Annotated in this window: 15 protein-coding genes and 2 pseudogenes; 11 read left to right on the plus strand and 6 right to left on the minus strand. The window is 59.9% G+C overall.

Annotated elements, in window-relative coordinates; translation table 11 throughout:
- Window positions 1–7 precede the first annotated feature (7 nt).
- The 10 genes from ACZ5MJ_RS36455 (at window position 8) to ACZ5MJ_RS36500 (ending at window position 9,860) form a co-directional block, all read left to right on the plus strand.
- Window positions 8–433: a carboxymuconolactone decarboxylase family protein gene (locus ACZ5MJ_RS36455; RefSeq protein ID WP_464227206.1), complete on the plus strand. Its 426-nt coding sequence runs from the start codon at window positions 8–10 to the stop codon at window positions 431–433.
- Window positions 430–1,347 (plus strand): NAD(P)-dependent oxidoreductase, encoded by a 918-nt coding sequence (locus tag ACZ5MJ_RS36460; protein WP_464227207.1) that lies wholly within the window; start codon window positions 430–432, stop codon window positions 1,345–1,347. The genes ACZ5MJ_RS36455 and ACZ5MJ_RS36460 overlap by 4 nt, the downstream gene beginning before the upstream one ends.
- Window positions 1,344–1,673, plus strand: coding sequence for an EthD family reductase (locus tag ACZ5MJ_RS36465; protein WP_464227209.1), 330 nt, complete (start codon window positions 1,344–1,346; stop codon window positions 1,671–1,673). The genes ACZ5MJ_RS36460 and ACZ5MJ_RS36465 overlap by 4 nt, the downstream gene beginning before the upstream one ends.
- A gap of 41 nt (window positions 1,674–1,714) precedes the next feature.
- Window positions 1,715–2,860, plus strand: a complete 1,146-nt coding sequence (locus tag ACZ5MJ_RS36470; RefSeq protein ID WP_464227210.1) for a citrate lyase subunit alpha — start codon at window positions 1,715–1,717, stop codon at window positions 2,858–2,860.
- Window positions 2,805–3,206, plus strand: coding sequence for a citrate lyase subunit alpha (locus tag ACZ5MJ_RS36475; RefSeq protein WP_464227211.1), 402 nt, complete (start codon window positions 2,805–2,807; stop codon window positions 3,204–3,206). The genes ACZ5MJ_RS36470 and ACZ5MJ_RS36475 overlap by 56 nt, the downstream gene beginning before the upstream one ends.
- Before the next feature lie 118 nt (window positions 3,207–3,324).
- Window positions 3,325–4,230: an NAD(P)-dependent oxidoreductase gene (locus ACZ5MJ_RS36480; RefSeq protein WP_464227213.1), complete on the plus strand. Its 906-nt coding sequence runs from the start codon at window positions 3,325–3,327 to the stop codon at window positions 4,228–4,230.
- Between the two features lie 105 nt (window positions 4,231–4,335).
- Window positions 4,336–5,784 carry an aldehyde dehydrogenase family protein gene (locus tag ACZ5MJ_RS36485; RefSeq protein ID WP_464227214.1) on the plus strand — a complete coding sequence of 483 codons (1,449 nt, stop codon included), beginning with the start codon at window positions 4,336–4,338 and terminating at the stop codon, window positions 5,782–5,784.
- 467 nt (window positions 5,785–6,251) lie between these two features.
- Window positions 6,252–7,568 (plus strand): MFS transporter, encoded by a 1,317-nt coding sequence (locus ACZ5MJ_RS36490; protein ID WP_464227215.1) that lies wholly within the window; start codon window positions 6,252–6,254, stop codon window positions 7,566–7,568.
- Between the two features lie 259 nt (window positions 7,569–7,827).
- A complete protein-coding gene (locus ACZ5MJ_RS36495; RefSeq protein WP_464227216.1) occupies window positions 7,828–8,688 on the plus strand; it encodes a Rossmann-like and DUF2520 domain-containing protein in 861 nt (286 codons plus the stop codon).
- Window positions 8,689–8,690: 2 nt separating this feature from the next.
- Window positions 8,691–9,860, plus strand: coding sequence for an alpha-hydroxy acid oxidase (locus tag ACZ5MJ_RS36500; RefSeq protein ID WP_464227217.1), 1,170 nt, complete (start codon window positions 8,691–8,693; stop codon window positions 9,858–9,860).
- 59 nt (window positions 9,861–9,919) lie between these two features.
- On the opposite strand, the pseudogene ACZ5MJ_RS36505 reads toward ACZ5MJ_RS36500, so the two are convergent.
- Window positions 9,920–10,072, minus strand: a pseudogene (locus ACZ5MJ_RS36505) (IS5/IS1182 family transposase); the annotation flags it as partial.
- A 163-nt stretch (window positions 10,073–10,235) separates the two neighbouring features.
- On the opposite strand from ACZ5MJ_RS36505, the gene ACZ5MJ_RS36510 reads away from it, so the two are divergent.
- Complete coding sequence (locus tag ACZ5MJ_RS36510) at window positions 10,236–11,288, plus strand: porin (RefSeq protein WP_464227218.1); 1,053 nt, start codon at window positions 10,236–10,238, stop codon at window positions 11,286–11,288.
- A gap of 643 nt (window positions 11,289–11,931) precedes the next feature.
- Here the strand turns inward: ACZ5MJ_RS36510 and ACZ5MJ_RS36515 are convergent.
- From ACZ5MJ_RS36515 to ACZ5MJ_RS36535, 5 genes and pseudogenes are all read right to left on the minus strand, one after another.
- Window positions 11,932–12,825, minus strand: a complete 894-nt coding sequence (locus ACZ5MJ_RS36515) for an HpcH/HpaI aldolase/citrate lyase family protein (RefSeq protein ID WP_464227219.1) — start codon at window positions 12,823–12,825, stop codon at window positions 11,932–11,934.
- Window positions 12,826–13,322: 497 nt separating this feature from the next.
- Window positions 13,323–14,663 (minus strand): cytochrome P450, encoded by a 1,341-nt coding sequence (locus ACZ5MJ_RS36520; protein ID WP_464227220.1) that lies wholly within the window; start codon window positions 14,661–14,663, stop codon window positions 13,323–13,325.
- An 85-nt stretch (window positions 14,664–14,748) separates the two neighbouring features.
- Window positions 14,749–15,972, minus strand: coding sequence for an 8-amino-7-oxononanoate synthase (gene bioF / locus ACZ5MJ_RS36525; RefSeq protein ID WP_464227221.1), 1,224 nt, complete (start codon window positions 15,970–15,972; stop codon window positions 14,749–14,751).
- 1,091 nt (window positions 15,973–17,063) lie between these two features.
- A pseudogene (locus ACZ5MJ_RS36530) lies at window positions 17,064–17,958 on the minus strand (polysaccharide deacetylase family protein).
- Window positions 17,958–18,839, minus strand: coding sequence for a GNAT family N-acetyltransferase (locus ACZ5MJ_RS36535; protein WP_464227222.1), 882 nt, complete (start codon window positions 18,837–18,839; stop codon window positions 17,958–17,960). Before ACZ5MJ_RS36535 ends, ACZ5MJ_RS36530 begins: the two are co-directional and overlap by 1 nt.
- Window positions 18,840–18,928 lie beyond the last annotated feature (89 nt).

The following is an 18,928-nucleotide window of genomic DNA, read 5'->3' on the forward strand; positions in this document are numbered from 1 at the left end:
AAAAGATATGACGCATGAAATTGATCCCCGATATGTCCAAACCGACGCCTTCAAGGCTGGCGTCGAAATGCGGAAAAGTGTCCTCGGCGCCGAGGTCGTGGATAGGGCGTTGGCGCAGGCTGACGATTTTAACCAGGCTATGCAGCAACTCACGACCGAGTTTTGCTGGGGAGGAATTTGGGCGCGCAAGGGCCTGCCGAAAAAGACGCGCAGCCTGCTCAATATCGCCATGCTGACGGCGATGAATCGTTCCAAGGAACTGGAGACGCACGTCAAGGGTGCTTTTGTGAACGGTTGCACCGTCGAGGAAGTGCAGGAGGTGATGCTCCAGGCTGCCGTCTACTGCGGCGTTCCTGCCGGCGTGGAAGCGTTTCGCGTCGCAAGCCCGGTCGTCAAAGCTTACTTGGAAGGCCAGAGCGCCTCGAAAGCATGAGTGGAGTACTTGGATTTATCGGTCTTGGCAGCATGGGCGCGCCCATCGTCGAGCGCCTTCTCAGTGCGGGGCACAAGGTGGTTGCGCACGACGCACGTTCTCAGTCGCTGATTCCATTCGAAGGCCGGCTGCGGGTGGCGAAGTCACCTAAGGAGGTGGCGGACCAGGCGCGGATCGTCTTCGTCAGCCTGCCAACGCCAGACGTTGTCAAGCAGGTTGCGTTGGGTACCGACGGCGTTGCCAAAGGGACCGCAGTGAAGGTCTACGTCGATCTGTCGACTACAGGTCCAAAGGCCGCAGAGGAGGTGGGAGCGACGCTGTGTCGCCACGGCATTGCGGCAGTTGACGCACCTGTAAGTGGCGGTGTGGCAGGAGCAGCGGCTGGCACGCTGGCGCTGATGGTGTCAGGCGCCGATGAGGCTGTGCGGGAAGCGATGCCGTTTCTGCAAGCTTTCGGCCAGCCCAAGATCGTTGGCGAAAGCGTCGGGATGGGGCAAAGCCTCAAGCTAATCAACAACATGATGGCGGGTGCTCACTTGGCGCTCACAGCAGAAGCCATGGTGCTTGGTGTGAAGGCCGGACTCGAGCCCGAAATCATGCTGGAAGTGCTGAACATGGGGTCCGGACGGAACTCGGCCACTGAAGATCGCTTTCCTAAGCATGTCCTACCCCGGACCTTCAACAATGGCTTTGCGAACGTCCTGATGCGCAAGGACATTCGGCTATGCATGGACATGGCCGAATCCCTGCAGGTCCCGTTGTGGCTCGGTACTGCAGTGGATCGACTGTGGATGCAGACCGTGCTCCAGGTCGGCCCTGACAAGAACACGACCTCCATTGTCCAGACCATTGAGCAGTGGGCGGGCGTAGAGGTAAGAGGCAAGGCAGTCAACAACCCAAAGGAGAAATCATGAGCGTAGGGCAGCATTTCGTAAAACGTATCGGACTCGTGCGTCGCCGCAAAGACCTGTCGAAAGAGGCGTTCGAAAAGCACTGGCTTGAGGTACATGCGGAACTTTGCAAGAAGTTGCCAAGCATGCGCAAGTATGCCGTAAACCTGATTCGCAAAGAGAGTTCGGTGGACATCGGGTACGACGGTTTCAGCGAACTCTGGTTCGACTCTGAGGAAGCGCTAATGAGCGCGCTGCGCAGCCCGGAGGGCGTCACCTTGCTCGCAGATCTGCCGAACTTCACGGAAGCCACGGATCCACTCGTGGTCGTGGAACACCGGATGCTCTGATAGCTCAGAGAGCAGCTTGAACTGAACGAAGGCGACGATCTATGCGCGAGATTCCAAAGCACATCGAGGGTTACGGTGAGATCCAGCTGTTTGTGGACGATTCGCTTCGGGGTCGGCGCAACAAGGTTCTAAAAAGTCTTCATGAAGCGTTCGATGCCTGTGAAGTGCGAGATGGGGCAACCCTTTCGTTCCACCACCATCTGCGAAACGGTGACGGCGTTCTCAATGCAGTACTGGCGGTAGCCGCAAGCCGCGGACTTCGCGATTTGCGCGTTGCCGCCAGCTCACTGTTTCCGGTGCACGAGCCATTGGTCGAATACATTCGTCGGGGCACCGTCACGCGCATCGTTGCTTCGTACGTGTCAGCACCGGTGGCACACGCAATCTCGAACGGTCTTCTGGAGAAGCCGCTCGTCCTTCAGACACATGGAGGACGCGCACGGGCCATTGAGGATGGGAATCTGGCAATCGACGTGGCCTTCATCGCGGCGCCGGTGGCGGACCGATGCGGAAATCTTAGCGGAGCGGAAGGCCGCGCCGCGTGTGGGCCTCTTGGATACCCCATGGTGGACGCCTTGCATGCGAGGCATGTTGTTGGGATAACCGACGACCTGCGTGAGCGTGTCACTTGGCAGGTAGACATCCCGCAGCACCAGGTCGACTTCGTCGTTGCAGTGGATTCCATTGGCGACCCGAACAACATAGTGTCAGGGAGCACGAAACCAGTCTCGGACCCCATCGCATTGGAGATTGCCTCAAACGCCGTAAAGGCAGCTGACGCCTCCGGCCTGGTTCGAGATGGATTGTCGCTTCAGACCGGGGCCGGTGGAGCATCCATTGCAGCGGCGCTCAAGATACAGGCCCTGATGAGAGAGCGCAACATTCGGGGAAGTTTTGCGTCAGGAGGTATCACTGGAACCATCGTTGACATGCTGGAGGAAGGCCTTCTTGGTGCCGTTTTCGATGTCCAATGCTTCGACCTCAGGGCCGTCGACTCCTACCGCCGAGAGCGCCGCCATCTGGCGATGTCCGCCTCTCAGTACGCAAAGCCTGGCCGCCGCGGCTCGGTGGTTGACCAGTTGGATGTCGTCTTTCTCGGAGCATGCGAGGTGGATCGTTCGTTCAACGTCAATGTCGCGACGTCCCAGCGACGGCGTGATTCTGGGAGGATCAGGTGGCCATGCTGACACAGCAGCGGGCGCGAAGCTGTCAATTGTGACGACGCGTCTTCGGAGTTTCGCAGGACCAAAGATTGTTGAGCAGGTCGCGTGCGTCACGACGCCTGGCAGCACGGTTGACCTTATCGTCACTGAGGTTGGCGTAGCCGTCAATCCTAGGCGGGATGAGCTGCGAGGCCAGCTCGCGGATGCTGGCGTGTCTGTACTAGATATGGACGAATTGTGCGAGCGCGCACGCACTTGCGCCAATCCAACTCGGCCAGGCAGAACTCGCACCGACCGAGTCGTCGGGGTCGTGGAGTACAGGGACGGCACTGTGATCGACACGTTGTACGAAGTCGCGGGGCTTGTCTGAAAGGAAATTGCGGATCGAAAAAAGAGCTTCTGGCTCGAGACGCATCGCCACACAGCTATTGCGATGTGGCTGTAACTGAAATGACCGCGCCCAAGGGCGCGAGCACGTGAGGTATTCGATGAAATTGAACGTTGGACTAATCGGCGTTGGCTTCATGGGCCACGGAATCGCAACCAGCATCGTCAGAAACGGGCACGCGCTTGTGGTGCTTGAGCACGCTGGCAATCAGCCTTTGGACACGCTTAAGGCAGCAGGGGTCAGCAGCTGCTCGAGCGCCAAAGAATTGGCCGCGCGTTCTGACGTAGTGATTCTCTGTGTCACTGGTTCTGAGCAGGTAGAGGCGGTTGTGTTGGGCAGCGGGGGTGTGCTGGAGGGATTGAAGCCAGGCGGGATCATTCTCGATTGCTCGACGGCCGTTCCAGAATCGACGCGCAAGATTGCCGACCGGGTGCAGAAAGAGGGTGGCCGGTTCCTTGATACCCCTATGACGCGTGGTCCTAAGGAAGCTGCCGAGGGGCGACTCAACCTGCTAGTTGGAGGCGACGCAGAACTGTTCGAAACGTGCAAACCGTTGCTTGCATGTTTCTCGGAACGAGCCACTCACGTCGGACCGACCGGCGCTGGCCATGCTGCAAAGCTATTGCACAACTATGTATCTCTGGGAGGCATTGCGCTCTTGTCGGAGGCGTTTGCTTGCGGCCGGAGTCTGGGTGTGCCATTCGACCGTCTGTTGGAGGTCTTTGCCAACGGTGGCGGAGGTGGCGTCGCCCTGGAACGACTACGGCCGTATCTATCTGGGCGGGACTCGGGTGTTCTCCAGTTCGCGATGTCCAACGCGTGCAAGGACCTCGACTACTACACCGACATGGCCGATAGGGCGAAGGCGTACGGCGCGATCGCTGAGGCGGTGTTCAAGACGTATGAGGCTGCGACGGAAGCTGGAGGCGCCGGCGCGATTGTTCCAGATCTTGTCGACCTCCTCGGCACAGAAGTTATGAGGCCGGCTAGGGAGGAACGCCCCTGACCACAACATCGCGCACGACCCCGCAGCAACGAATTCGTAGAAGCATTTAGTACCGATATTTTACGCGTCTACCACTTTAACGTTAAACGATACGAGTCTCAAGTCATGAAAGTCCGATCTGCCTACCTCAATGTTATCGATGGCGAACGTCAACCCGCACAGGACGGGGCGACTCTCGATGTAATCAATCCCTCTAATGGGGAAGTGTTTTCGACGATCCCGCGCAGCAATGCAGGCGATGTCGGTAAAGCAGTGTCTGCAGCCAAGCGGGCGTTTCACGGGCCTTGGGGGCGTATGACAGCCACTGAGCGGGGACGACTGCTAATGAAGCTGTCTGCTCTCATCACCGAGAACACCGAGGAACTGGCGAGCCTGGAGTGCCTGGACGTAGGCAAACCTTTTGGCCAAGCTCGTTCGGATATCGCTGCGTGCGCCCGCTACTTCGAGTACTACGGCGGTGCGGCCGACAAGCTTCACGGCGAGACCATCCCCTACGCGGAGGGAACCACGGTGATGGCTGTGCGAGTGCCGCACGGTGTCACGGGACACATCATTCCCTGGAACTATCCGGCGCAAACATTTGGGCGGACTGTCGCTGCTGCGCTGGCAGCCGGCAATGCATGTGTGATCAAGCCTGCAGAGGATGCATGTCTCACCCCAATCCGATTCGTTGAACTGGCGCTTGAGGCTGGCCTGCCTCCTGGAACGCTTAACATTGTGTGCGGTCTTGGTGCTGAGGCAGGCGCAGCGCTGTCGGCTCATCCCGACGTCGCTCACATCTCGTTTACTGGATCACCCGAAACAGGAACGTTAGTCGCGGAAGCAGCAGCGCGCCGACACATTCCCGTGACGCTCGAACTGGGTGGTAAGGGACCACAGATTGTCTTTGCCGATGCCGATCTCGAGGCTGCGGTACCGGTCCTGTTGAATGCAATTGTGCAAGGTGCTGGTCAGACATGTACCGCAGGTAGTCGCGTTCTGATCGAGCGTGGAATTTACGACCAGGTCGTCGAGAGTCTTGGTGAGCGTTTCAACGCGCTGGTCATTGGTCCGGGCTCGGAGAACCTCGACTGCGGCCCACTGATTAGTCGCAAGCAGCAGCTCAAGGTGCAAGGCATGATCGACGAGGCCGAGGCCGAGGGCATCAAGGTCGGTGGTCGCGCAACGCTGGCCAGCAATGCGCCGAAAACGGGTAGCTACGTGTTGCCGACATTCTTTGTTGATGTGCCTCCTGCCAGCACTATCGCCATGAAGGAGGTCTTCGGCCCCGTCCTGGTTGCAACGGTTTTCGACACTGAAGACGAGGCAATCGCCTTGGCTAATGGAACCGAGTACGGCTTGACGGCGGGCGTATGGACTCGCGACGGGAGTCGGGCGCTTCGCGTCGGCCATGCAATGGAGGCAGGCCAGGTCTTCATTAATAACTATGGCGCCGGCGGCGGAATTGAGCTGCCTTTCGGCGGGATGAAGCACTCGGGATATGGGCGCGAAAAAGCGTTCGAAGGCATGCGTGGCTTCACTACGATCAAAACAATCGTAGTCAAGCACGGATAAGCTCCCGGCCGCTCATTTTCCACAAGAATACAAGAGAAAGCGCTGACTCCTGACCGGCCACGCCGATTTGCCGTGGCTTGGTGGGGCTGTTCAGGCACATACGCCAAAATCCATCCTCTATTGGGCGCCGCCCTACTTGCGCTAAACAACCAGCGAAAGCAGGGGCGGCGGCCGCTCGAACCTCGTCACATGTCAAGCGTTCGCGGGAAAAATTTCGATTTTTATTGGCGGCTTAACTTGGGTGGGTTGCCTCGGCACCACGGTCAGCCGCGACCGAAGTCGCGGGGTGTGGATTACGCGACGCGGCTCATCACTACTCGGCCTGCGCGTACCGCTGTCAACGCTTCGCATTCACCCTCACAGGTGACGACGCATGACTCGGGGCCGCTATCGTTGGATAAAACCGCCAACGTATGACTCTTTCATTCACAACACACTGCCGGCTTTGACCGGCGCACGGAGACAACATGAAATCATTACGACTTGAGACAAAAATTGGAGAGGTCGATTCATCGATCGACGATGACACCCTATTCCGCAGTTTGACTTGGCGAATCATGCCAGTCCTGATGTTTGCCTACATCACGGCTTACATCGATCGCATCAACGTCGGCTTTGCAAAGCTGCACATGGCGAGCGACCTCGGATTCAGCAACGCTGTCTTTGGGTTTGGTGCCGGGATCTTCTTCCTCGGCTATGTGCTGTTTGAAGTTCCTAGCAACATGGCACTGACCAGATTCGGCGCTCGACTCTGGTTTGTTCGCATTATGCTGAGCTGGAGTCTGATTTCTGGACTCACGTTCATGGTCACGACCCCCATGCAGTTCTACGTGATGCGCTTCCTGCTGGGTGTAGCCGAAGCCGGGTTCATTCCTGGGCTAATTTATTACATCGGGCAATTCTTCCCGGCAGACCGTCGCGGACGCGTGATGAGCTTTTTTTACACGGGGCTTGCCATGGCGGGTCTCATTGGCGGACCACTCTCTGGTTTCATCTTGCACTCCATGAACGGTGTTCACGGATTGGCTGGATGGAAGTGGATGTTCATCATTGAAGCCCTTCCCGCAGGCCTGGCCGCGTACCTTGTTTGGAAGGTGATGCCCACCAACCCTACCGAGGCAAAGTTCCTTACGGTCAGCCAACGTGCTCGTCTCAAGAACCTCCTGCATCAGGACAAGGGTGAGACGCAGCAAATGTCGTCTAGTGAAGTCTGGACTAATCCTTACATTTGGCTGATGTCTGCGATCTACTTCGCCAACATCTTGGCGATCTACGGCATCGGCTTCTGGACTCCCACGCTGTTGAAGAACATGGGCGCTCAGAATGACCTGACCATCGGGTTGCTTTCCGCCATCCCGAACGCCTGTGCGGTCCTCACTATGGTGTACTTCGGGCGCAGCGCCGACAAGCACCGCGAGCGGAGGTGGCATCTCGTGTTGCTCCTGGCGTTCAGCATGACTGGGCTGGCGATGTCCATCCAGTTCCAGAACCAACTGCTGATGGGGACAATCGCGCTCTGCATCGCTACCATCGGCTTGCTTTCATTCCCTCCGCTGTTCTGGAGCCTGCCCACCGCCATCCTTGGCGCCGGCCAGGCGGCTGCAGTTGGTATCGCGTTGGTTAGTTCTGTCGGCAACGTTGCGGGCTTCGCCGGGCCCTACTTGCTTGGATACGTGAAAGACGCGACAGGCAGCACTGACATGGCTGTTTATTTGCTGATCGGCACCCTTCTTTTGGGAGCCATCATGACCCTCGCCATCCCTAAGCGCATGGTGAATCGATAGGCTGCACGTGCCCTGTGGCGCTCCAGACAAGTCCGAAGCATGCTAAGAGCTTAGTTGTTCCTGAAACGAGGAACGCACAGTGGCCTTGGTCGCCTGCATTGAATACGACCTATGGCAACGAACCGCCGACGCTTTTAATCGAGTAGCCATGCACGCACACCAGAAATCGCCGGAAATTTCCCGGCCACGATGAACAGCAAGCGCTGAGGGGCGCCTTCTTCTTACGCCTTGCGCGGAAGCCAATCAAACCTATCGACCTATGCAAAGCACTATACAAACATTGAACGTTGTTGGATGCGGAAAGGTGGGGCAAACCCTGTCGCGTCTCTTCCATCAAAGCGGCGCGTGCAAGATTCAAGACTTGTCGGGAGAGCACCTGAGTCAAGTTGAGAACGCCGCCAAATTCATCGGAGCGGGCCGCCCAACCGCGAGTCTTCGCGATATGCGGTCGGCTGACCTATGGCTGCTTGCCGTTCCAGATACTGCGGTGGCAAAAGTAGCAGCCGAGTTAGCAGAAGCACTGCAGGGACAAGCGCAGCCGGCTTCCACGGCCTTTCACTGCAGCGGATTTTTGCCTGCGTCGGCGCTTACGCCATTGCGTGGCCTAGGGTTCCGCCTTGCAAGCATCCATCCCGTTCTGACCTTCGCGGACCCGGCTGCCGCCGTGGACCAGTTCCCGGGCACGCCCTGCGGAATTGAAGGCGACCAGGACGCGCTGACGCTGTTGAGTTCGCTGTTCAAGGCTATCAAGGCGCAGTGCTTTCCTGTGCAGCCGGAACGCAAGGCTCTTTACCACGCTGCTGCCGTCTTCGCAAACAACTTCACCGTAGTCCTGCAGTCAATCGCGCGCGAGGCCTGGAAGGAAGCAGGTGTGCCGGACGGCCTGATCGGCCAGATCCAGTCGTCCCTTCTGCTCACCACGGCAGAGAACGTCGGAACTCTGGGTCCCCGCGCTATTACTGGTCCAGCAGCTCGCGGAGACTTCGACGTTGTGCGCCTGCAGGGCGCAGAAGTGTTTCGCTGGCACCCTGAGGCGGGCGTGATCTATCAAGAACTCAGCCGCTTGGCCAACCGCCTCGCGGTTCACCAATCCACCCAAAGCCCCTTTGAAAATCAATAGCAATGACAGCCGACACACTAGCGCGATGCCTTTCGATCGCGGACCTGCGCAAGGCCGCTCAGCGATGCCTTCCACAATCCGTCTTTGAGTTCGTCGATGGTGGCGCCGAGGACGAACTTACGCTGCGGGACAACCGCGCTGGCTTCGAGCGATTTCGGATAGTTCCGCGCGTTCTAACGGATGTCAGCAACCCGCAAATTGCCTGCAATCTACTTGGGACCGCATCGTCGGCACCGATCGTCATCTCGCCGATGGGATCGTGCATGCTTGTCTGGCCGGACGCGGACATTGCCATCGCGCGAGCCGCGTCCGCTCACGGCATTCCGTACACCCTGTCGACGATGTCCACCACTAGCATCAAACGCATGGCAGAGGCCATCACGGGCCCGCTTTGGTTCCAGCTGTACGTGCTGAAGGACCATGACTTCAACTTCCAGCTGATCGAACAGGCTCGTGCGCACGGCATCACCACGCTCGTGGTTACCGTCGACCTGCAGGCCGGTGGCAAGCGAGAGCGAGACTTCCGAAACGGCATCTCGATTCCGCTGCGCTTCTCGAGGAAGCTGGCGCTTGACGGGATGAAGCATCCACGATGGGCACTGAAGATGCTCCGGGGGGGCTTGCCAGAGTTCGAGAACGTTCGCGGCTACCTCGGCGACGGTCGCGCGGGCTTGACGATCGCCACCCGCGTCGCGGAAGGTCTAGACGACTCGATAAGTTGGGACTACTTCAGTCGGCTAAGAGAGCGATGGCAGGGGAAGTTGCTCGTGAAGGGCGTACTCCATCCTGAAGATGCTGCGCATCTCGTGAAGCTGGGGGCCGATGGGTTGTGGGTCTCAAATCATGGCGGGAGGCAGCTCGATGGTGCGATCTCTAGCATTGACGCGCTATCAGACGTGGCGCGGGCTACGCAGGGCCGCGTACCCTTGATCATCGATTCCGGGGTTCGGCGCGGAGCCGACATCCTCAAAGCGCGAGCGAGGGGAGCCAGCGCCGCAGCGATCGGTCGTGCGGCGGTGTACGGCGCAGCTGTAGCGGGAGAACGTGGTGTGCGCCACGTTTTGGAGATTCTTACAGATGAACTCAAGCGGACCATGAAGCTCTCTGGAAAAGCGTGCTTTAGCACGACCGATTGCGACCTATTGGCTGCGCAACCTGCGACACCTTTGTAAGTGTGGATTGTCTGGAGCGGTACGGACGGAAGTCGAGGGGCGGTGTTGTTCAAGCCCCTGATGCCGAGCCCACTACCGTGAGGCGAGCCGATCTTGGCAAGCACGGCCGTGATGCCGCGCTTGCGCAAGCGCTTTCGGTGTGGCTCGGAACTGTAGCCCCGGTCGCCTTGGACGATTTTCGGCTTGCGCAGATGGCGCCCGTGCTTTTCTCTTGTTTTGCGTTGGTATTTGTCGCCATCAGTAATGATCGGTGGGCGCTGGAGACCGACGCCTATATCCCGCGTAAAGCCAGAATTTGCTTTGATGAGTCATGATGGATATGGCGTCTAAAAAACCGCTTTTGTAACGATAAAAATTTAAACATGGAGGAGAAAAATGTATAAGTTGATGGCATTGGCGGTGGCCTGCGTTGCCACCGTACCAAGCGTGGCGACGGCTGCGGACGTCCAGCTATATGGTCTGGTTGATACCACCATCAGATTCAGTACCAATGAAAATGCTGCTGGCGACAACAAGTTCCAAATGACTGACGGTGCTCTGACAGGGAGTCGCTGGGGCTTGCGCGGTACTGAGGATCTCGGAGGCAATCTCAAGGCCTGGTTCATTCTCGAATCGGGTTTCGCGCCCGACGCAGGGACTAGCCTACAAGGTGGACGACTATTCGGTCGCACATCAGTGGTTGGCTTGGACGGCAATTTCGGAAAGCTGGCACTCGGTCGACAGTTCACGCTCGCCCACGAAATGATCGCGTCATATGACGCAATGGGCATCCCAAACAACGGCATCGTTGGATATCAGACCGCATACACCGGTGTTCGCTATGACAACACCGTCAAGTACATCAAGTCCTTTGGCGGCCTCCAATTGGCTGCTGCCTACACGTTTGGAGAAGTACCAGGAAGCCCTTCGACCAACAACGCCGCGGCGGGTAGTGTTGCCTATAGCTCTGGCCCCCTTGAGGTAGGTGCTGTCTACCAGGTCTCTCATAACGTCTCCTCGGCTTACTTTGGCTTGCCGACGAGCCAGGCAAGCAAACAGACGGTATGGGCCGCAGGCGGCAAGTATATGTTCGGGCGCGCTCAGTACTTCGTCGGATATACAAATAACCGTCTTGATGTCGCGGATTACAGGAATGATGCCGCCTATATTGGGGCAAAATATGATTTCAACCGGGCGCTTTCATTTATCGGACAATTTTACTATGACTGGCTCGAGCACCAAGGTACGGGCGGCAAGCGCCTGACTACGGCAGCTATGTTGGACTATAACTTCAGCAAAAGAACCGACGCGTATATCGAGGTCGATTATACCAACTTGAAAGGCAGCTGGATTGCATTGAATGGCATGCCTACATTCGCAAATAGCGGAAATACATTCGGTAATAACAGCCGCTTGGGTGTAATGCTTGGCTTGCGCCACAAGTTTTAATCGAGGTCGTGACATTGGCGTGTGCTTTCCCTGTCGAGATAAGCACTGGTGCGTCGGAGGGCTCCCGACCTCACGTTTATGTGGAAGTGACCGATTGATCGGAGCGGCTCTTGACATAGACCAAGAGTGAAGGGTCGCGGTAGGGACGATGGTTACCCATCGCCCCCCGCACAGATCCGTACGTGCAGAATTACGGCACCGTATGTTGTTGAACACATACTATGCCCGAATTGGGCTCGTACGGATCTGTGCGGGGGGGCTCAGTAATGGGCATTCCTACCGCGATAACGAAGGGGCCGGGCAGCGGCTTGGCTGGGACCCCATCTGTGCCAGGAACTGCTTCATGTCGGGCGACTGGAGGGTCAGCCGAGGCTACCGAATGATCGAGACCGGTGTTGGCATTGGCATTCTTCTGCTGTCAGCCGCACTACTCACCGCCACACCATGAAGTTCGCCATCCTCGAACTCAGTGATCCGTGGGCAATATGGGAGTGCGCCGTGATCGCACGAGAGCTTGAAGGTCTCCTGGGTTATGACCGCGCCCTGATCGACGAACTGATCCATGTTGCAGAAGCCGCACGAGGATGCCCGGAAGATAGCCGTGTCCTCGACGCCCTTAACCCTGGTATCTGCATAATCCCGATCAGTCCTCGCCATCCACCTGACAAAGGATCCGATGAGCCAGTCGCAGGTGGGGGCGGTCAATCATCGTGTTGCCAAGTCTCACCACGCCCGAGGCACCTACCTTGGAGAATGCCTCGACCACCTCTCTTGCCCAGCGAATCTCTTCAACCTGGGGCATGAAAGCGTGATTGATCGCTTCAATATGGGACGGATGGGCGGCAGCCTTGGCCGTAAAGCCGTCCCGCTTTGCCTGCGCGGCCTCATGGCCAATCTCGACGTCATCGGACAGATTTGTACTGACCGCGTCAATGGCATCGATGCCGGCTTGCGCTGCCGCCATCAGACACATCGTACGTGCAACAGAAAAAGGCGCGGTGAGTTCCCTTCCCTGGTGCGACGAGCGAGCTCCAAGGTCAGCCGCAAGATCGTCGACGCCCCACATCAAGGCGCGCAGGCGCATTGGGGCATTCCGATATGAAGACAGCCCGAACACACCTTCCGACGACTCGGTAGCCATGGCAACGATGCCCGTCTCCCACGCGCTATCGAGCAACACGCACTCGAGCGCCGCCAGGAAATCGCACAGGCGATGGACATCCTCGACACCCCTGCACTTCGGAAGCACGATGGCATCGGGCCGGTGAGGTACGACAGCGGCCAGATCCTGAAGGATATGCCCAGACGCCAGGCCGTTGACTCGCACCAGCACGGCCGACTCCATGGACCGCCGATTCTCTCCGAGAAACGTCGCCAGCTTTCTGCGAGCTTCTTCCTTGCCATGCTCGGGAACAGCGTCTTCGAGATCAAACACCAGGCCATCAGCACCTGCCTTGCGTGACGCCGCGAGCTTCCTGTCACTGTCGGCAGGTACGAACAGCAAAGAACGTAGGCGCTGCGGAAGATTGGCGTGCATGGTCGCTGCTCCTTGAGTTTTTCTCTCGGCACCGCTTTGCCGAAGTGTTAATGGCATTCTGTTATGTCCAACAATGCCAGCAAATCTCGGGAGGAACAAACCGCCGTTTCCGAAAGGAGTATTCGTCAACGGCGAACGGTATAGGGGAGTGTTAAGAACTTGGGGTGTCGGAGGCCGGGTGTCTAGCATTGAGCCATTTACCGGCTGCCGAGGTGCAAGATGAAAGTCATCCTTCGCGTGGAGACTATTACCGATTGAGCGACTCTAGCACCCAGGAGCTCTGTCAGTTCGAGCGGCCAATCGGCGATTTGACGCCGGAGACAGTTGGATTGTCACTGGCAGACGGGAAAGAGGCCCTGCATAAGCTGCAACAAACCGTGATCGCCGCCTTGTGGTTGGAATGCCGAGCCAGTGTTGCTCGACGGCCAGAAGAGGCACATGTCAACGTCCTGGTGGCTGCCGACGTACGCGGAGCGCCTAGATGACACACGGGGGCGTCAGCGGTGGCGAGCCACCTTAAGCTTGGCTAATCCCCGATAGACCGGGTTGCCGTTCCAGTGCGGTTCGGCGTCTATGAGCGAAAGCTCGGGCCAATGGTGCAGAATCGCCCGGAATACGATCTCCGCCTCCATCAGTGTCAGCGCGGCGCCGATGCAGACATGCGGGCCATGCCCGAACGAAAGGTGGGAGCCTTCGCGTCGCGTGATGTCCAGCTCGTCCGGGTTGCGGAAGCGCGCCGGGTCGCGATTGGCGGCGCCGATCAGCGCAACGACCAGATCGCCGCGCCGCAACTGCCGCCCGTGCAGCATCATGTCTGTGGCAACCCGACGTCCCGTGTACTGGACCGGGCTCTCGTAGCGCAGCAACTCGCGCAGGGCATTGGGCAGCAGTGCCGGGGTTTGCTGCAGGCGCTGCCATTGCTCGGGATGGCTCAGCAGGGCGTGCAGTCCATTGCCAAGCAGATTGCGCGTCGTTTCATGACCGGCAAACAGCAGCATCGCGCATTGCGCCAATAGTTCAGCGCCGGCCTCGATTTTGCCGTCGGCCTCGGCGTACAGCAGATGCCCGATCAGGTCCCGCTGTTGCGGCGGCGAGAGATCCGAGTCCTGTGCCTTGCGCCGTGCCAGCATCGCTTCAAAGGCGGCCGCCATGTTGAGCAGGCTGACCTGGGCGCGTCGTTTCAGCGTGGCGTCGGGATCCGGTGCGCCGATGAAGGCGGCCAGGTCTTCGGACCAGGCGAGGAAGTCCGGCTGGTTCTCGGCGTCCATGCCGAGCAGCCTCGCGATGACCATCGCCGGCAGCGGCCTGGCGATCGATTCCATGAAATCGAACGCCTCCACGCCTGCCAGCCGCTCTACCAGCCCGGCGGTCATTTGCTCGATGGTGCCGGCGAAAGTGCATAGGGCAGCCGGACGGAAGCCGACATTGAGCACCTGTCGCAGCCTCGTATGATCGGGCGCGTCCAGGAACAGCATGGCCCGGCTGAACAAGCGCTGGAAGGGGCAAAGCTCCTGGCGCTCGCCTTCGCTGCCACGCATCACCCAGCCTCCGGTGCGCCGCGCCGAATACCGGGGGTCGCGCAGCACGGCTTCCACATCTTCATGTCGGGTCAGTAGCCAGGCACCGCCGAAAAACTCCTCACTCCAATGGATGGGCCCCAGCGCGCGCAGCGCGTGGTAGGCAGGGTAGGGGTCACGCAGGAAGGCGCCGTCGATCAGGCGGTCGCCGTTGATCAACGCGCCAGCTAATGATGCCTGGCTGTGGGGCCGGTGTGGAGACCTGGAATTGAGAGAGGTGGTCTGCTTGGTAGCAGTCGTGCTGTCGGCCATGCTGGTCATTCTGGAATCTTGTTTTGGTAGCCAGCGACTGTCGAGTTTCGGTCTGGCACGGTTCGGAAGCTTCGGCAATGCGGCGAGAGATTTTTCATGCTTCTCCGCGCCGAGCCATGATGGCGGACAGGCTGTCCAGCAAGCGTGTCACGTCGGCTGCGGTATGCGACGCCGACAGTGTGATGCGCAGGCGCGACGTCCCGCTGGGCACGGTGGGCGGGCGGATCGCGGTAACGAGGATGCCGTCGTTCTCCAGCGCTTGGGACAGCGACAACGCGGTCTCGTTGTCGCCGACGATCAGGGGCTGGATGGGGGTACTGCTGTCGACGAGCTGCCAGCCGGCATGCGGATGCCGGACCTGTAGGGTTTGCAGGCCATTGCGCAACTGCTCGATCAATTGCATCAGGTGGTCGCGGCGCTCGCGTCCTTCAGGGCCTGCGATCAGCGCCAGGCTGCTCAGGAGCGCATGGACGATCGCCGGCGGCGCAGCCGCGCTGTGGAGGTAAGGACGGGCCTCGTTGGCCAGATGCTCCACAATCGACCGGTGCGCAGCGACAAACGCTCCCGCCACGCCCGCTGCCTTGCCCAGTGTGCCGACATAGATCAGGCGCTCCGAGGTCAGCCCCAGGTGCTCCAGTGCACCGCGGCCTTGCTCCCCCAGCACGCCAAAGCCGTGGGCATCGTCCACCACGATCCAGGCGTCATGGTGCTCGGCCAGGGCGAGCATTTCGGCGAGCGGTGCCATGTCGCCATCCATGCTGAACACGCTGTCGGTCACGATCAGCTTGAGCGGGCTGTTGCAGGCAGCCAGCTGCCTGGCAAGCGCGGTGACGTCGCAGTGTGGATACCTTTTCATCGGGGCGCGGGCGAGCAGCGCGCCATCGATCAAGGAGGCATGGATGAGCTTGTCGCAAAACAGGGTGGCGTCGGCCGTGCCCAGCGCGCTCAGCACCGCCAGGTTGGCCATGTATCCGGTGCAGAAGTAGAGCGCCTGCACGTTGGGAATGTTCGGCGCGAACCACCGCGCCAACTCGCTTTCCAGTTGGCGGTGGGCGCGCGAAGGTCCATTGACGCGGGGGAAAGCGCCGCTACCCGCGCCGTAGCGCAGGGCCCCTTCCGCGAAAGCCGCGATCACCGCCGGGTGACTTGCCAGCCCGAGGTAGTCGTTGCTGCAAAAGCTCAGCAGAGGACGTGCTTGACCGTCCTTGACGCTGACCGTCTGGTGAGGTGCGCAACCGGTGTGCGCGGTGCGGCGGCTGCGCGTCAAGGCACCTGCGGCGCGCTCGGCCGCAGCCTGGTTCAGTTGGTCAATTAGCAATGGCCGGACTCCAACGCTACGGGCAGCTCCGCGGGTAGCACAGCCAGCGCAGCGCGGCAGGCCAGCATGCTGGCACTCAGGCCGCAAGTGGATACATTTCCCACGTCACCTCCTGTCTCGGTCATCCTCGGCGCGGTCGTCTCACGGGATGACCGGGCACTGGTATGAAAAGGAGAGTCGATGTTAGTCGGGGCTCCTCATGTCCCGCAAATTGGTGCGCGCAGGCGAGTTGGCAGTGGGATGCTGGCAAAAGCCCGACAAAGCGGGAAAATTATTGATCAATGCGGTAACTGGGCTCCACGCAGCACGTAGGATTTTTTGGGCCAGGGCTCCGGAGTTTCAAATTGACGTGGTAGTTGCCAACCGCTTGACCACGGGCGGTGCGTCCAGGGACCTCAACATCAAATTGCAATTAATCGCCAGCCCCACAAACACACACCCTTCTGGAGCTCGCAAAAGGGAGGGCCAGCCAGCCCACGCTGCAGGATAGTTTCACAAACATGAAAGTAAATGGTGGGCGCCCGCAAAGCCGGAATTTTCCGCCATCCCCCGTGCCGCGACCCTCCAGAATTCGACGCCTCCGTCGCGTGCGACGATCCGCACCATTCACGGGCGTGTGCCGGGATAAAGCCGGAAATGACACATAAGCGAAAAAGTAGTAAAGAACGCAGCTTTTATGCGAGCGGATGCCGCGCCGCCGCGCCTGCAGAGCGGTCAGCACCAGCACGAATACCAAAGGGTCTCTGGAAGTGATCGGATGCCGGAAGGGGTGACTATCCTTTGGATGCAGGGCGCGCCTAGCGGTCACTCCAATTGTCCAGAAGCCGGGACAGTCAGGCTAGCTGCGCCAAGCGCGCGTTCGCGCAGCCGACGTTGCGTGTACAAAAATCTCGTTCTTTATTACTTCTAGGGATATGTGTCGACTCCGTCTTTATCCCGGCACGCACCCGGGAAGGCCCCCGCGGTGAAGAAGCAGGCATCAGGTGGCAATGCGCAACTTGGCCTAACCAGCGCGAACCGCGGGAGCCGAGGGGCCGTGCACAATGCGCGGATTTTTGGTGAGTGAACGATACAACCGACGCAAGAGGCAGCTACGCCGGATGCTCGGTCAGCCAATGCCTGGCGATGTCCTCCCGGCGGCAGATCCACACGGCGTCATGGCAGCGTACGTCGTCAAGGAACCGTGCCAGGGCCATGGCGCGCGCCGGATGGCCGCTGAGGCGGGGATGCAGTCCGACTGCTCATCATCTTCGGCGCGCGCGCACCCTCGTGCCACAACTGGTCAAATGCGTCCCGCAGCGTGCGGTAGAAATCTTCCCCCGAGGCAAAGCCGTCAGGCATTAGATAGCGTGCGTCGTTGTTGATCAGCGTATACGGGATTGCCAGCAGCGGCGGGAAGCTGCAGAGCCAGTACGGCAGGTCATCGTTGTAGGCATCCGAGCTGTAAAGGAACCCACCTTCCTCATGGACCAGGCGCCGGGTGTTGGCGCTGACCCGCCCGGTGTACCAGCCTACCGGCCGCCTGCCGCAGATGCGTTCGATTGCCGCGATTGTCAGGCGGATATGGCGCCGCTCCTCATCTTCCGGGACGTCCCGATAATCGATCCAGCGATAGCCATGCCCCGCAACCTCGTGTCCTGCGGCACTCAGTGCCTGTCCGATCCGCGGATTGAGCTCCAGCGCGCGACCGGCCGCGAACGCGGTCAGCGGCAGGCCGCGCTCGGCGAATAGATCCAGCAACCGCCAGACGCCGGTACGCGCTCCATACTCGTACATGCTTTCGACGCTCCAGTCGCGCTCGGCCTCACGCGGCGGCCGTCCGGGCAGTTCGTGCAGGTACGCTTCGGAGCGCACATCGCCGTTGAGGATGCACGATTCCGCGCCTTCCTCGATATTCAGCACAAACTGCACCGCCACGCGTGCGCCGCCGGGCCAGCGTGGATCGGGCGGGGAGCTGCCGTAGCCGGCGAGGTCGCGCGCCTGCATCATCCCAGCTCGAAGGTCGTAATACCGAAGATGCGCTTGTGCACCAGGCCTGGCACAGGCCCGAGATACATGCGCGCGCAGCCGAAGACTTCCGCCATGCCGTGCCGATGCGCCAGCGCCATGGCCGCGGGGTGGTTTTCCGGGACATCGAGGAACAACGGGCCACCCGACGCAAAGGCGGCCAGGCGTGCGTAGAGCGCTTCGGCCGCGTCGACGTCGTCGGCAAACAGCGGCCCGATCTTGCAGCCTTCCCCGCACCGGCGCACCACGCCGAATCCGCTCAGCTGGCCCTGCCGCAGACACCCCAGCGCAAGCCCATCCTCCTGCCGGATCCATCCGCGCAGGAAGGCCTCGCGCGCGGCGGGAAAGCACGTGCGGTCGTATGCCAGCACGTCGTCGAAGGGCACCTCATCCAGCGGGACGATCGCGTCATCCGAGCGCGACGGCTCCGGCGAGTGGGGCGGGCTATCCGGTACCTCGGCACGAAAGCGCAGATTGCGATGGGAGAAAACGAAGCCACCCCTGGCGTAGTAATCCTGCATCGCGAAAACGCCATCCAGCCCAATGGTTGCTCCGGGCCGCAGCCGGGCAATCAGCCGGTCCCGACGCGCATGCCACAGCGCGTTGCCCAGTCCCCGGCCGCGAAACGCCGGACGGACGATAAAGAAACCCATAAAGCCGAACGCTCCGCCGTAGGACGTGATCGCGCCAGCGCCGATCAACTCCCCGTCCAGCTCGGCTGCGATGAAAGCATCCGGGTCCGTCGCCCAGAACAGCGCCGCGTCGTGAAGGCCGGGGTTCCACCCCTCGGTTGCCGCCCAGCCGATTAGGCGATCCAGCTCGGCGCGTGTCATGTTACGAATCACCAGGTTGCCTGACATCGCAATCTGCTCCTTTGGCCGAGTCGCGGACTTCCCTTGCCGCGGCAGTCGCACCTCATCACTTCAGGTCTATGTGTCTGGATAATTAG

This window comes from Cupriavidus sp. LA-1, from assembly GCF_055385985.1.